Origin of the sequence: Streptomyces sp. NPDC091371 (genome assembly GCF_040684275.1) — a bacterium.
In the GTDB taxonomy this organism is placed as follows: Bacteria; Actinomycetota; Actinomycetes; order Streptomycetales; family Streptomycetaceae; genus Streptomyces.
The window spans coordinates 1-14,401 of record NZ_JBFBFP010000088.1 but is presented as its reverse complement, the minus strand read 5'-3'; the positions used below and the strand labels follow the sequence as shown (position 1 = coordinate 14,401).

The 14,401-nt window shown below is 70.5% G+C and carries 14 protein-coding genes; 10 read left to right on the top strand and 4 right to left on the bottom strand.

Annotated features, from left to right (window positions below; all coding sequences use genetic code 11):
* Positions 1 to 253: 253 nt before the first annotated feature.
* Positions 254 to 514 (bottom strand): hypothetical protein, encoded by a 261-nt coding sequence (locus AB0O21_RS39755; RefSeq protein WP_365180677.1) that lies wholly within the window; start codon positions 512 to 514, stop codon positions 254 to 256.
* A 360-nt stretch (positions 515 to 874) separates the two neighbouring features.
* Between AB0O21_RS39755 and AB0O21_RS39750 the strand changes: the two genes are divergently transcribed.
* Both AB0O21_RS39750 and cyaB read left to right on the top strand, forming a co-directional pair.
* A complete protein-coding gene (locus tag AB0O21_RS39750) occupies positions 875 to 1,720 on the top strand; it encodes a helix-turn-helix transcriptional regulator (RefSeq protein ID WP_365180674.1) in 846 nt (281 codons plus the stop codon).
* Positions 1,721 to 1,735: 15 nt separating this feature from the next.
* Entirely contained in the window at positions 1,736 to 2,293 is a 558-nt protein-coding gene (cyaB, locus tag AB0O21_RS39745; RefSeq protein WP_365180672.1) for a class IV adenylate cyclase, read from the top strand.
* 101 nt (positions 2,294 to 2,394) lie between these two features.
* Here cyaB and AB0O21_RS39740 read toward each other — a convergent pair whose 3' ends face one another.
* Positions 2,395 to 3,129: a DUF899 domain-containing protein gene (locus AB0O21_RS39740; RefSeq protein ID WP_365180669.1), complete on the bottom strand. Its 735-nt coding sequence runs from the start codon at positions 3,127 to 3,129 to the stop codon at positions 2,395 to 2,397.
* Positions 3,130 to 3,290: 161 nt separating this feature from the next.
* Between AB0O21_RS39740 and AB0O21_RS39735 the strand changes: the two genes are divergently transcribed.
* From AB0O21_RS39735 to ilvD, 3 genes are all read left to right on the top strand, one after another.
* Positions 3,291 to 4,118, top strand: coding sequence for a sugar phosphate isomerase/epimerase (locus AB0O21_RS39735; protein WP_365180666.1), 828 nt, complete (start codon positions 3,291 to 3,293; stop codon positions 4,116 to 4,118).
* Positions 4,115 to 4,732: a TetR family transcriptional regulator gene (locus AB0O21_RS39730; RefSeq protein ID WP_365180664.1), complete on the top strand. Its 618-nt coding sequence runs from the start codon at positions 4,115 to 4,117 to the stop codon at positions 4,730 to 4,732. The genes AB0O21_RS39735 and AB0O21_RS39730 overlap by 4 nt, the downstream gene beginning before the upstream one ends.
* A gap of 132 nt (positions 4,733 to 4,864) precedes the next feature.
* Positions 4,865 to 6,715 (top strand): dihydroxy-acid dehydratase, encoded by a 1,851-nt coding sequence (gene ilvD / locus AB0O21_RS39725; protein ID WP_365180661.1) that lies wholly within the window; start codon positions 4,865 to 4,867, stop codon positions 6,713 to 6,715.
* Between the two features lie 31 nt (positions 6,716 to 6,746).
* Here the strand turns inward: ilvD and AB0O21_RS39720 are convergent, their stop codons facing one another.
* Entirely contained in the window at positions 6,747 to 8,888 is a 2,142-nt protein-coding gene (locus AB0O21_RS39720) for a serine/threonine-protein kinase (RefSeq protein ID WP_365180658.1), read from the bottom strand.
* Between the two features lie 95 nt (positions 8,889 to 8,983).
* On the opposite strand from AB0O21_RS39720, the gene AB0O21_RS39715 reads away from it, so the two are divergent.
* The 5 genes from AB0O21_RS39715 to proC all read left to right on the top strand — a co-directional run bounded on the left by AB0O21_RS39715 (position 8,984) and on the right by proC (position 12,618).
* Positions 8,984 to 9,289, top strand: a complete 306-nt coding sequence (locus AB0O21_RS39715) for a peptidase (protein WP_365180655.1) — start codon at positions 8,984 to 8,986, stop codon at positions 9,287 to 9,289.
* Positions 9,290 to 9,584: 295 nt separating this feature from the next.
* Complete coding sequence (locus tag AB0O21_RS39710; protein ID WP_365180679.1) at positions 9,585 to 10,034, top strand: hypothetical protein; 450 nt, start codon at positions 9,585 to 9,587, stop codon at positions 10,032 to 10,034.
* Between the two features lie 65 nt (positions 10,035 to 10,099).
* Positions 10,100 to 10,909, top strand: coding sequence for an ABC transporter ATP-binding protein (locus tag AB0O21_RS39705; protein ID WP_365180653.1), 810 nt, complete (start codon positions 10,100 to 10,102; stop codon positions 10,907 to 10,909).
* Positions 10,906 to 11,679 (top strand): ABC transporter permease, encoded by a 774-nt coding sequence (locus AB0O21_RS39700; RefSeq protein WP_365180650.1) that lies wholly within the window; start codon positions 10,906 to 10,908, stop codon positions 11,677 to 11,679. The genes AB0O21_RS39705 and AB0O21_RS39700 overlap by 4 nt, the downstream gene beginning before the upstream one ends.
* 129 nt (positions 11,680 to 11,808) lie before the next feature.
* Positions 11,809 to 12,618, top strand: a complete 810-nt coding sequence (gene proC / locus AB0O21_RS39695; protein ID WP_365180648.1) for a pyrroline-5-carboxylate reductase — start codon at positions 11,809 to 11,811, stop codon at positions 12,616 to 12,618.
* 46 nt (positions 12,619 to 12,664) lie between these two features.
* Here proC and trpS read toward each other — a convergent pair whose 3' ends face one another.
* Positions 12,665 to 13,663 (bottom strand): tryptophan--tRNA ligase, encoded by a 999-nt coding sequence (gene trpS, locus AB0O21_RS39690; RefSeq protein ID WP_365180645.1) that lies wholly within the window; start codon positions 13,661 to 13,663, stop codon positions 12,665 to 12,667.
* Positions 13,664 to 14,401 lie beyond the last annotated feature (738 nt).

Genomic DNA, 14,401 nt, shown 5'->3' with positions numbered 1-14,401 from the left:
CGTCGCTGCGCGACGGCCTTCGGCCGCCCTTGACAGACCGTCCCGCCACGGAAAAACGAAGACTGCCGGGAAACCCCCAAAAGAACGGGCCGGTCAGAAGGAAGCGGACGGGCATGTCAGCGATGTCCGGCCCTCTTGGGCGGGGGCAGGCCCTGGCTTGGCCCTCCACCTCGGTTCCCGGACTGGGCGGGCGGCCAACCACCGTCAAACAGCGACCACAAGCACCTCAGCCCCTGACAGGCGCCTCAAATCGCTACGTGCTCCTCGACGTGGGCGGCTGACCGCCGTCTGGGGGCGCCCCAGGGCAGACGGCCGATTCGACGTTGGCGACTGCGGTCGCGAACTCGCGGCCTGACGGGCCTCGGATGTACGCCAGCTCCATCCAGTGCTGGCGAACGGAGTTGGAGACGTTCTCGTTGACGACGGCCATCAGCTCTCCCTCGACGCCCGAGGCGACATCGCGCACACGACGGCGTAGCAGCGGGTGAGACAGGTACTCGTACCGTTCAGTCATCGGACGGCTCCTCGATGGAGCGGATGAAGCGCTCCCAGCCGACGCGGGCGCGGTCCAGAAGGTCCCGGCTGGGCTCGGGCACGGCCTCCAGGCTCGGCCAGGAGCCATCCAGGCCGCCGTCGCGCCGGCCCTCAGGGCGGCGGCTCGGGCACGTGCAGCCGGCTGAGAGGACCGCACGGGCATTGCGGATGCCTGGCTGGGTGGTGTGAGTCATCGTCTGTGCCTCCGATCGTGGGCACGCACCTTCGGGGCCCTTGGTGACAGGATCTGGTGACAGTGCGTATCGGCTCGATACCCAAGCGGTAATCTCACGGTGGGATGATTTCCCATCTCATAGGCGGATGACGGGAGTAGCCGACCGTGGCCACACCGCTGCTACCAACTGCCCTGCCCAGCTGGGTCTGGGAACGCGCAGATGTGCGCGAGGCCCTCCGCGCGCGCGACGTAGGCGCCGTGTTCCGATATGTGCAGCAGTACAGCGGAGCCAGCCAGGCTCGTATCGCTGCGGCGGTCGGGATGACCCAGGCGCGGGTGAACGAGATCATCAACCGACGCCGAGAGGTGTCCCGCCTCGATGTGTACGAGCGGATCGCTGACGGGCTGGAGATGCCGGACGACGCTCGACATCTGCTCGGCCTGGCGGCCAGTCGTGAGAAGCGTGTCGGCGGGGCTGCCTTCGACCTCGCGGCGTTCCCAGAGGTGGTGCGCGTGTACTCCGCGCAGGCTTCTGCCCGCGAAGAGATCCAGCAGCAGGTGCGCGACGCGAACGAGCTGGACATTCTCGCCGTTCGTGGCCTCGGCCTGATCGGGCTGAACGACTCGATGCTGCGTTCTCACCTCGGGAGTCAAGGCGGGGGTCTCCGAGTGAGGGTGCTGCTCCTCGACCCGGAGGCGCAGGCCCTCACCCAACGGGCGGCCGAGATCGGTGAGTCTGCGGAATCGCTCGCCAGCGGTGTGCGGCTGGCCGAGGCCCGGCTCCGGGAGCTTGCCGGGATCTGCGACATCGAGGTGTACCGGTACGCCATGCTGCCCACGTGGAGGCTGATCCGGACCGACTCCACGATGTTCGTCGGGGCGTTCGACGCGGGTTGGGAAGGGCACGAGTCGGCCACGTACAAGGTGATGGAGACGCCGCATGGCCCGTTGTTCAGGGGGTTCCGGCGCATGTTCGAGGCGATCGCCCAGAGCGCTGAACGCACGGTCTGAGAGGGGATGGACGGGATGATCGAAGCGGAACTGAAGGCACGGGTGCACGCGCCGGAAGAGACATTGCGGCGCCTGGAGGAGCGAGCCGGCGGCCGGGCCGAGGTGTACCAGGACACCTACTACGACACCCCGGACGGAGTGCTGGAGGCTCGGTACGAGGAGCTTCGGGTCCGGACCGTGCACGGCCAGGACGAGACCCGTACGGTCCTCACGTACAAGGGCGCTCCGGTGGACGAGGAATCCGGGTCGAAGCCCGAACACGAGACCCGCGTAGAGGACGCTGCGGCGGTCCACGCGACGCTGCGCGGCCTTGGCTACGTGCCGTTCATCGCCTTCGAGAAGCGATGCAGGAACTACGCCTTCGAGGCGTGCGGCCGGCAGATGCTTGCCACGCTGGTCCGCGTTCCGGAGGTGGATGGGACCTTCCTGGAATTGGAGACCCTGGCCGAGGAACAAGACCTGGGCGCCGCCCTTGGCGACGTCCGCACGGTCCTCGGCGAACTTGGCATCCGGGCGGAGGATCTGACCCGTGAGCTGTACACCGACGCGGTGAAGGCCTGCCGCAAGGGCTGAGCCCGGACACTGCCGCGGGTTTCGACCTCGCGCGTCGGATCGATGCGATCACCGCCACGCGCCGGGGCCCTCCCGCCCCCATCCCGTGGGCCCGCGGCTTCTCAGGTCTTCCCGTACTCGTCGTGGCGTCGCAGCCAGAAGGTCTGCGCGCCATCCTCTTGGCGGCCCAGCGGCGTGCGGTCGAGGAGGCCGTAGTAGGCCATCGCGGGCTCCAGGCCGCGCGCGGTGGTGACGTACGTCCGGTAGACGGTGCCGTCCGATCGGGCGTACGCGCTTAGTCCGGGGCCCTCGGTGACGTAGCCGAGCACGTCCGTGCCGGTCGCCGTCGCCATCTGGCTCACGATCGGTGGAACCTCGCCCTCAAGGAACGGCCGCAGCTCCTCCTCCGTGTACATGAACCCGAGGTCGCGGTGGAAGTCGCTGCTGCCGGAGGAGACCCAGTCGAAGGTCCAGCCCATCCGTTGTCGGTAGGCGAGCAGCTTGTCGATCGGCGCCCGCGAGGAGCAGATCAGGGTGACGTCGCGCGCCTTGAGGTGGATCGCGTTGGGGTCGAGGGTGTCCGCGATCGAGGAGCAGACCGGGCAGCCGGCCGTGTACGGCGGGCCGAACATGAAGTGGTAGACGAGCAGCTGGGAGCGTCCGTCGAAGAGGTCCGCGAGGGGTTTCGTTCCCTTCTCGGTCTCGAAGCGGTAGTCCTTGTCGACCGGGACCCAGGGGAGCTCCCGCCGCTTGCGCGCGAGCTCGTCGCCGCGCCGGGTGAGTTTCTTCTCCTCCACGAGCAGTTCCTGGCGGGCCGCCTCGAATTCCTCCTGTGTGCCGACCTTGTGCTCGGGCATTGCCATTCCCTCCTGTGCGGGAGCGGAAGACCGCATCGCCCAGGGTGATCGCCGGCAGGGGCGGGCCTCCCGTTCGGCCGTATATCCACCGTACGCGCGCGGTGGCCCCGGGGTGAGGGACGCCACCGTCCGGGGCGGGCTTGGACCCGTACGCTGTCTCCGTGGCAGAACCAGTCCGTGTCCCGACCGCGAAAGTCGCCCTTTCCACCGCCTCCGTGTATCCGGAGTCGACGGCGACCGCCTTCGAGATCGCCGCGCGCCTCGGCTACGACGGCGTCGAGGTGATGGTCTGGACGGACCCGGTCAGTCAGGACGTGGACGCCCTGCGGCGGCTGTCCGAGCAGCACCAGGTGCCGATCCTGGCGGTGCACGCGCCGTGTCTGCTGATCACGCAGAGGGTGTGGTCGACGGATCCGTGGACCAAGTTGCAGCGGGCCCGGGCGGCGGCCGAGCGGTTGGGGGCGAGCACTGTAGTGGTGCATCCGCCGTTTCGGTGGCAGCGGCAGTACTCGCGGGAGTTCGTCGCCGGGATCTGGCGGATGGCCGACGAGACCGATGTGCGGTTCGCCGTGGAGAACATGTATCCGTGGCGGTACCGGGACCGCGAGATACTCGCCTATGCGCCCGAGTGGGACGTGACCAAGGACGACTACCGGCACTTCACCGTCGATCTCTCGCATACGGCCACCGCGCGGACCGATGGCATGGCGATGATCGACCGGATGGGGGACCGGCTGGCCCACGTCCACCTCGCCGACGGAAACGGTTCCGCGAAGGACGAGCACCTGGTCCCGGGGCGGGGGACGCAGCCCTGCGCCGAGCTGCTGGAGCGGCTGGCCCGGACGTCCTTCGACGGGCACGTGGTGATCGAGGTGAACACGCGGCGGGCCATGTCGTCGGCGGAGCGCGAGGCCGATCTCGCCGAGGCGCTGGCCTTTACCCGGCTGCACCTCGCCACCGCGTACCGGCACGAGGCACGGCGGCCGTGAGCGAGCCGGTGAAGCGGCGGCGCGGGCCCGGCCGGCCGCGGCAGGACGAGGTGGACGAGGGGCCCGGTACCCAGGAGCGCATCCGCAGCGCCGCCCGGGAGGTGTTTGCGGAGCGGGGGTACGACAAGACCTCCGTGCGCGGCATCGCGAAGGTGGCCGGCGTGGACCCGGCGCTGGTGCACCACTACTTCGGCAGCAAGGACGACCTCTTCGCCGCCGCCATCGAGGTGAGCCTGGAGCCCGCCCTGGTGGTTCCGGCGATCCTGGGCGAGGGGCCGGAGGGGATCGGGGAGCGGCTGGCCCGCTACTTCCTCGGGGTGTGGGAGAACCCGGTCACGCGGGTTCCGCTGCTCGCCGTGATCCGGTCGGCCCTCACGCACGAGGCCGCCGCGAAGGTGCTGCGCGGGCTGGTGCTGCGCCGGGTGCTGGAGCGGGTCGCCGTCGAACTCGACGTCCCCGATCCGACCTTCCGGGCGGAGCTGGCGGCCTCGCACATGGTGGGCATCGCGATCCTGCGGTACGTCGTCAAGGTCGAGCCGCTGGCCTCGGCGGATCCGGAGGCCATCGTGGCGCTCGTAGCGCCCACGCTGCAGCGCTACCTGACCGGGGAGTGACCGCAGAGTGACCCTCGCGTCCCGGGATCTGGACGGGCTGTCCGGATCGCGGGCGGTGGGCGTAGCTTTGTAGCTGAGCCATATCCACAGTCGCGGCTGACCGTACAGCCGCACTCATGGGGAGTGAACCGCATGCCCGAGCTGAGGTCCCGCACCGTCACCCACGGCCGCAACATGGCGGGCGCACGCGCCCTTATGCGTGCGTCGGGCGTAGCGAGCGAGGACATCGGCAAGCCGATCATCGCGGTCGCCAACTCGTTCACCGAGTTCGTCCCCGGGCACACGCACCTCGCCCCGGTCGGCCGGATCGTCTCGGACGCGATCAGGGCCGCGGGTGCGATCCCGCGCGAGTTCAACACGATCGCCGTGGACGACGGCATCGCCATGGGCCACGCCGGCATGCTCTACTCCCTGCCCTCCCGCGACCTGATCGCGGACAGCGTGGAGTACATGGTCGAGGCGCACTGCGCCGACGCCCTGATCTGCATCTCCAACTGCGACAAGATCACCCCGGGCATGCTGATGGCCGCCATGCGCCTCAACATCCCCGTCGTGTTCGTGTCGGGCGGCCCGATGGAGGCCGGTCAGGCGACGCTCGTGGACGGCACCGTCCGCAAGCTCGACCTGATCGACGCCATGGTCGACGCCTCCAACGAGAACGTCTCGGACGAGGACGTCCTCCGCATCGAGGAGAACGCCTGTCCCACCTGCGGCTCGTGTTCCGGCATGTTCACCGCCAACTCGATGAACTGCCTCGCCGAGGCCATCGGCCTGGCCCTCCCCGGCAACGGGTCCGTCCTCGCCACGCACACCGCCCGCCGCGCCCTGTACGAGGACGCCGGCCGCACGATCGTCGAGATCACCAAGCGCCACTACGAGCAGGACGACTACTCCGTCCTGCCGCGCAACATCGCCAGCCGCCAGGCCTTCGAGAACGCCATGGCCCTCGACATCGCCATGGGCGGCTCGACCAACACGATCCTGCACCTGCTGGCCGCGGCCCAGGAAGCGGGCCTGGACTACGACCTCAAGGACATCGACGAGGTCTCGCGCCGCGTCCCGTGCCTGGCCAAGGTCGCGCCGAACGTGGCTCCCGGCGGTACGTACTACATGGAGGACATCCACCGGGCCGGCGGCATCCCCGCCATCCTCGGCGAGCTCCACCGCGGCGGCCTCCTGAACAAGGACGTCACCTCCGTCCACTCCACCAACCTGGAGGACTGGCTCGCGCAGTGGGACGCCCGCTCCGGCACCGCCTCCGAGGTGGCCATGGAGCTGTGGCACGCGGCCCCCGGCTGCGTCCGCTCCGCCACCGCCTTCTCGCAGTCCGAGCGCTGGGAGAGCCTCGACCTCGACGCCGAGGGCGGCTGCATCCGGTCCGTCGAGCACGCGTACTCGAAGGACGGCGGCCTCGCCGTCCTGAAGGGCAACATCGCCGTCGACGGCTGCGTCGTGAAGACCGCCGGCGTCGACGAGTCGATCTGGACCTTCGAGGGCCCGGCGGTCGTCTGCGAGTCGCAGGACGAGGCCGTCGACAAGATCCTCCGCAAGGAGATCAAGGCGGGCGACGTCGTCGTCATCCGCTACGAGGGCCCGCGCGGCGGCCCCGGCATGCAGGAGATGCTCTACCCGACCTCCTTCCTCAAGGGCCGCGGCCTCGGCAAGGTCTGCGCCCTGGTGACGGACGGCCGCTTCTCCGGCGGCACCTCGGGCCTCTCCATCGGCCACGCCTCCCCGGAGGCGGCCTCGGGCGGCACCATCGCGGTCGTGGAGGACGGCGACCGGATCCGCATCGACATCCCGAACCGCTCGATCGAGCTCCTGGTCGACGAGGCCACCCTGGCGGCCCGCCACGAGGCCCTCGGCGGCGTCTACGCGCCGAAGAACCGCGAACGCCAGGTCTCCGCGGCCCTGCGCGCCTACGCGGCGATGGCCACGAGCGCCGACAAGGGCGCGGTCCGCGACGTCTCCCGCCTGGGCTGACGCCTGACGCCTACGAACCCCGCCGGGAGCTTCACCACCCGGCGGGGTTCGCCGCGTCCACGGCGAAGACGGACCCGTCGGGAGCGGAACCGTAGACCCGGCCGTCGGCGACGACGGGGGCGGGCACCGCCACCGTATGGGCGAGTCCCGTTCCCATCCGGGCCTTCGTCTGGCCGATGAGGCGACCGGCTCCCGGGTCCACCGCCAGCAGCCGCCCGTCCATTCCGGACAGGTAGACGTGACCGCTGTCGGACACGGGCCGAGAGGAGACCACGATCCCCGTTTCCAGCCGCCACGTCTCCTTGTCCTTGCCGACCGCCACCAGGGTGCCCGAGGTGCCGACGACGTATACGACGCCCTCGGCGTTCACGGTCGCCTGCGCCTGAACCAGGGTCGGCGAGAGAGGAGCCTCCGAGACGGACCGGGTCCGCAGATCGACCCGCAGCACGCTGCGCGTGGCCGACTCGATGTCGTTCTGAAGCAGGTGCAAGGCTCCTTGGGCCACTCCGACCGGTTCTGCCGTGCCCGGTACGCGGTGCCGCCATCGCATCGCCCCGCTCGCGCAGTCGGCGGCGACGACCTCACTCGACCGTCCGTCCCCGGCGGGCGTGACGACGTACAGGGCACAGCCGTCCGGACCCTCCGCTCCGGCGAGCCAGAGAGAGCCCACTCCGCCGATCTGCTTGGTCCAGCGGGTGGCTCCCGTTGCGGGGTCGAGCGCTACGGCCTTGCCGTTCCTGTCCGTCATCAGGACGGCCGCGTCGGCCGACACGATCTGCGCGCCGCTCGGGACCGGCTTCTGCCAGCGCTGTGCGCCGGTCTCAGGATCGAGAGCCTGCACCTTCCGGCCGCCCGCGGTCACCGTGATCACCAGCCCGCCCGCGTACAGCGGGGGACGGCTGTCCGTACCCGGTGCCTCGGCTCTTACCGACCAGGCGGCAGAGCCGTCCGCTGGGTTGAGCCGGGCGGCCGCCCGGCTGGGCGTCGAGCAGTACAGGGCGCCTCCGGCCCAGGAGCAGGCCACGACACGGTTGCCCGCTCCCTGCCCTTCCAGGGGGGTTGCCCAGGGACTGACAGGTCGGCTCTGGGGCGCTTGCCTGGGGGCGGAGGTCGGGACGACCGGCCCCGACTCGCCCCGGAACTGGACGTAGCCGCCGGCCGCTGCGCCGATGAGCAGCAGGCTGGTCGCGATGAGCACGGCGGCCCGGAAGCGTCGCCGGCGCGCAGCGGGAGCGGGATCCGTCGCGATCCGAGCCCGCCGGTGGGTGTCCTGCTCGGCCGCCGGCTTCGATTCGTCGGCCGACGGTCGTCGCGGCTGCGGTATGAACGCCCGGGTCTCCTCGCCGGTCGGGTACGCGGCCGCACGCAGTTCGATGAGCAGAGCGTCAGGGGTGGGGCGGTCCGCGGGATCCTTCGCCAGGCAGCGGGCGACGATCGGCGCGATTGCCGGCGGCACCCCGGTGAGATCGGGCTCGTTGTGCACCACCTGGTAGGCGACCAGGTAGTGGCTGTCGGAGTCGAAGGGGCCGTGCCCGGTCAGCGCGTGCACCAGCACGGCGCCCATCGCGAACACGTCCGCGGCCGGTCCCACCTCCTTCGGCCGCTGGAACTGCTCGGGGGCCATGAAGGGCGGCGTGCCGATCAGCTTTCCGGTCTCGGTCCGCAGGTCACTGTCGGCCGGCCGCGAGATCCCGAAGTCGATCACCCGCACCCCGTCGGGCGCCATCAGGACATTGCTGGGCTTCAGATCGCGGTGCACGACCCCGACCCGGTGGATGTCCCGCAGCGCCTCCGCCAGGCCCGCGCCGAGCCGGGCTGCTTCGGCCGCGTCGAGGGGCTGCTCCCGAACGCGGTCGGCGAGGGTCGGGGCGTCGATGAACAGGGTGGCCATCCAAGGCCGTTCGGCATCCGGGTCAGCGTCCACGACGGGTGCGGTGAAGGCCCCGCTCACCCGCCGCGCGGCCGCGACTTCTTGCCGGAAGCGGGCCCTGAACTCCGGATCCACAGCGTGTTCGGCGTGTACGACCTTGACCGCGAGCCGCAGCCCGGAGTCGGAGGTGGCCAGATGTACCACCCCCATGCCGCCGGAACCCAGCACCGATTCCAGCCGGTATTGCCCGGCGTATTCCGGAAACCCGGCCCGCTCCGCATGCAGTTGGCGCACTCCGACCACCCCCGCCGGAGCCTAGTCGATGGCTCATATGAATCGGGAAGGTCCTGCTACCCTGCGCGAGTTGCAGAGCGTCACGCTCAAGGGGGAGATTTTGCATGTCGGTTGAGAACGAGCTCAACGGGGTCCAGAGCCTGGCCGCGGACACGGGCTATCAGTCCTACCCGGTCGCTCCGGGCTATCGGGTCAACGTCCGCAGCGGCCCCGGCACCAGCTACGCGATCGTCAAGGTCCTGCCGTACGACGCCGTCGTCACGATCCGGTGCCAGTGCCCCGGCACGACGGTGAGCGGTCCGTACGGCACCACGAACATCTGGGACTGCATCGGAAACGGCCTCTTCGTGTCCGACGCCTACGTGAAGACCGGAAGCGACGGCTACGTGGCCAACCGCTGCGCCGTCTGACCCCCGGGGATGCGCACGTGATCAGCGGATGACGGGTGCGCGCCCGGTCCGGTCCCGCCCCGAAGCCAAGACGGGCAGCGACGGCTACGTCGCCAACCGCTGCGGCTGACGGCCGGGCCCGCCCGGACCCCGTCTGCCACGTGAGACACGCCCGGCCCGGCCGCCCCGGCGGGGGATAATCGCTGGTGTGAGCGACGACCAGCGAGACCAGCGCACCCCCGCCGAGCCGGCCGCGGCTGCGGCCCCGGCCCCGGCCCCGCAGGCGGGCCGCCCCGTCGGCCCCGAGCCCGAGGCGATCCGCTTCTTCGGCACCACCTGGGTGAACCACGACGGCGGCTACGCCCTGCGCCGCGCCGGCGTCGCCATCGGCTCGCTCGCCGGCGCCTTCGCCAGCGCCTACCTCCTGCGCTTCGCGTACGAGGGCCTGGAGATCGGCAACGTCGGCCCGTTCCTCAGCATCTCCGTCGTCGTGCTCTTCGCGATCGCCAGCTCCATCGCCTTCGCCAAGACCTGGGAGTCCTTCAGCCGCCGCCCCGCCCCGTCCTCCGACGAGGCCGCCCTCAAGGGCCTCAAGGCGATCGGTTTCATCGGCTCCCTCATCGCGTACTTCCTGCGCTCCCTGGCCGAGGCCCCCGGCGAGAAGCTGCGCCGCACGGAGTACGACCGCGCCAAGACCGAATTCGAGCGCCGCCGCAGCTCCCGCACGGGCAACCCCGCAGCGCGCCGCCCCAAGCGCAAGAAGTAACCACCCGAAGCCCGTCCCCTCCGGCCGATTGACGCCCTGGCACAGCCAGGAGCATTATTCATCACATGATGAATAACCCGCGCGACGGGGCACCGGACCCCGCCGTCCACGCCACCGCCCTCACCGTCCGCCGCGGCACCGGCCGCGCCCCCCGCACGGTCATCGACTCCATCGCCTTCGACGTCCCCCGCGGCCGCATCACCGGCCTCCTCGGCCCCTCCGGCTGCGGGAAGTCCACCCTCATGCGGGCCATCGTCGGCACCCAGGCCAACGTCACCGGCACCCTCGACGTCCTCGGCCGACCCGCCGGCCACCCCGAGCTCCGCTCCCGGATCGGCTACGTCACCCAGGCGCCCTCCGTCTACGACGACCTCACCGTCCGGCAGAACCTCGACTACTTCGCCGCGATCCTCGACCCCGGCCGATCAGCGGCGGACCGCCGCGCCGACGCCGTGCGCCAGGCCATCACCGACGTCGACCTCACCACCCACGCCGACGCCCTCGCCGGCAACCTCTCCGGCGGCCAGCGCAGCCGCGTCTCCCTCGCCGTCGCCCTGCTCGGCACCCCCGAGCTGCTCGTCCTCGACGAACCCACCGTCGGCCTCGACCCCGTCCTGCGCCGCGACCTGTGGAACCTCTTCCACGAGATCACCGCCGCCCGCGGCGCCACCCTCCTCGTCTCCTCCCACGTCATGGACGAGGCCGAGCGCTGCCACGACCTCCTCCTCATGCGCGAGGGCCGCATCCTCGCCCAGGACACCCCCGACGCCCTGCGCACGCGAACCGACTCCGACACCGTCGAAGAGGGCTTCCTCCGCCTCGTCGACGAGGCCAACGCCAGTGCCCACGCCCTCGCCCGGGAGACCCAGCGATGACCACCGCGACCACGGCCACCCCCGCGCGCGCCATCAACGCCGCCCGCACCCTCGCCACCGCCGCCCGCGTCCTGCGGCAGCTCCGCCACGACCCGCGCTCCATCGCGCTGATGCTCCTGGTGCCCGTCCTGATGCTGACCCTGCTGCGCTTCGTCTTCGACGGCAGCCCCCGCACCTTCGACAGCATCGGCGCGTCACTCCTCGGGATCTTCCCCCTCATCACCATGTTCCTGGTGACGTCCATCGCGACCCTGCGCGAGCGCACCTCCGGCACCCTCGAACGCCTCCTCGCCATGCCGCTGGGCAAGGGCGACCTCATCGCCGGCTACGCCCTCGCCTTCGGCGCCGTCGCCGTCGTCCAGTCCCTCCTCGCCACCGGCCTCGCCCTCTGGCTCCTCGGCCTCGACGTGGTCGGCTCCCCCTGGCTGCTCCTGCTCGTGGCCCTCCTCGACGCCCTCCTCGGCACCGCGCTCGGCCTCTTCGTCTCCGCCTTCGCCGCCTCCGAGTTCCAGGCCGTCCAGTTCATGCCGGCGGTGATCTTCCCCCAGCTGCTGCTCTGCGGACTCTTCGCGGCCCGCGACACCATGCAGCCCGCCCTCGAAGCCATCTCGAACGTCCTGCCCATGTCCTACGCCGTCGACGGCATGACCCAGGTCCTCACCCACACCGACATGACCGCCGACTTCGTCCGGGACGCCGTCATCGTCGCCGCCTGCGCCCTGCTCGTACTAGCCCTGGGCGCGGCCACCCTCCGCCGCCGGACGCCTTGACCGCCCGGAGGGCCTGACCGCACTCCGGACACTTCCGCCCGACTCCCGGCCCGGGTGCAAGGATGATCCCGTACGTCCCAACTCCCCCAGCTACCGCTGGGAGGGGCCCCCAGGCGAGGTGAATCGGGCATGACCCAGACAGTCGCAGTCCTCGGTACCGGCAAGATCGGCGAGGCCCTGCTCAGCGGGATGATCCGTGGCGGCTGGCCCGCCTCGAAGCTCCTCGTCACCGCCCGCCGCTCCGAGCGCGCCGAGGAACTCCGTACGCGCTACGGCGTCGAGGCCGTCTCCAACGCCGAAGCCGCCAAGCGCGCGGACACCCTCATCCTCACCGTCAAGCCGCAGGACATGGGCAAGCTCCTCGACGAGCTCGCCCCCCACGTCCCCGCCGACCGCCTCGTCATCAGCGGCGCGGCCGGCATCCCCACCTCCTTCTTCGAGGAGCGGCTCGCCCCCGGCACCCCCGTCGTCCGCGTCATGACGAACACCCCCGCCCTCGTGGACGAGGCCATGTCCGTCATCTCCGCCGGCAGCCACGCCACCGCCGAGCACCTCGCCCACACCGAGGAGATCTTCGGCGGCGTCGGCAAGACCCTGCGCGTCCCCGAGTCCCAGCAGGACGCGGCCACCGCCCTCTCCGGCTCCGGACCCGCGTACTTCTACTACCTCGTCGAGGCCATGACCGACGCCGGCATCCTCCTCGGCCTGCCCCGCGCCCAGGCCCACGACCTGATCGTCCAGGCCGCGATCGGCGCCGCCGTGATGCTCCGCGACAGCGGCGAGCACCCGGTCAAGCTCCGCGAAGCCGTCACCTCCCCGGCCGGTACGACCATCAACGCCATCGTCGAGCTGGAGAAGCACGGCGTACGAGCGGCGCTGATCGCCGCCCTCGAAGCCGCCCGCGACCGCAGCCGCGAACTCGCCTCCGGCAACAGCTGACACGGCTGAAGGGCCCCGCACCCCGGGGCCCTTCCCCGTCACCCCTTCAGGGCGCCAACAGCCCGATCGCCCGGTACGCCCGGTCCACCACCGGCCGAGCCAGTGCCCGAGCCCGCCCGGCCCCTTCCCGCAGCACGCGCTCCACCTCGCCCGGATCGGCCGCCAGCTCCGCGTGCCGTTCCTGCAGCGGCCGCAGCAGCTCCACGACCGCCTCGGCGACATCCCGCTTCAGCGGCCCGTACTGGCTGTACCGCGCGGCGAGCTTCTCCGGGTCGTCACCCGTGCAGGCGGCCAGGATGTCCAGCAGGTTCGCCACCCCGGGCCGAGCGGCCCGGTCGTAGACCACTCCGCCGTCCCCGCTGTCGGTCACGGCCCGCATCACCTTCTTGGTGATCACCGCCGGCTCGTCGAGCAGGTAGACGATCCCGGCGCCGTTCTCGGCGGACTTCCCCATCTTCGAGGTGGGCTCCTGAAGGTCCATGACCCGCGCGGCAACCGCCGGAACCGTGGCTTTGGGCACGGTGAAGGTGTGCCCGTACCGCTGGTTGAACCGGACCGCCAGATCCCGGGTCAGCTCCACGTGCTGCCGCTGGTCCTCACCCACCGGCACCTCGTCCGCCCCGTAGGCCAGGATGTCGGCGGCCATCAGCACGGGATACGTGAGCAGCGACAGCCGTACTCCCTGCCCGGAGGCCTCGGCCTTCGCCGCCTTCTCCCGGTACTGGATCATCCGCCGGAGCTCTCCGTCGGTAGCGGTGCACTCCAGCAGGTAGGACAGCCGGGTGTGCTCGTCGACGTGGCTCTGCACGAAGAGGGTGCACCGCCGCGGATCCAGCCCGGCGGCGAGGAACAACGTCGCAGCCTGCCTGCTCAGCCGGCCCACCCGCGCCGGATCGTGCTCGGTGGTCAGCGCGTGCAGGTCCACGACGCAGAACAGCGCGTCCCCGGGCGCCTGGTCGGCCGCGACCCACTGCCGGATGGCCCCCAGGTAGTTGCCCAGCGTCAGATGCCCGGACGGCGTGATCCCGCTGAAGACCCTCGTCATGTCCTGCTCTCCCTTGTGTGAGTGGTGTCGAGGCCACCGCGCCGGGCGACCGAGCCACTCCCGGGAGGGGAGAAACAGAAACGGCCGCCGTAGCGGCGGCCGTGAGCGCATGCGTGCTCGCGTGGAAGGTCGGCCGCCGTCAGGCGGCCCACCAGCGAAGGCTGAGCGTGAGCGCATGCGTAGTCATGGGTCGAGAGTAGACGGAAGAGGATGAAGACGGCGTGAGGTTTCGCCACCCACACGCCGCCGCCCGCCGGCCGGTCAGCCGGGGGTTGACACAGGTGTGCCGGATCCGTAAGGTTCTTCGAGTTGTCCGAAGTGAGCGCCGACCCCGGTCGGTCCCCGGACAGCCATCCCGCACTACTCATTCGAACGAAACGACGCACTTCGTCGTCTCGTTTTCATGCGTATTTGCGAATGAGGAATCCGCGTCCGAGGACGCAGCCGCCGATTAGGTTCGGGGGCAAGGAATCCGCTACTGTCTCACTCGCCGGAAGGGCCCAACAGCCCGGAAAGCGCATCCCGCTGACTGGGAGTCAGGCCCGAAAGAGTCTGATAGAGTCGGAACCGCCGGAAAGGGAAAACGCGAAAGCGAAGGACCTGGAAAGCAAGCGAGACTGACTCTGATAGAGTCGGAAACGCAAGAACGAAAGCCCGGAGGAAAGCCCGCGAGGGTGAGTACAAAGGAAGCGTCCGTTCCTTGAGAACTCAACAGCGTGCCAAAAATCAACGCCAGAA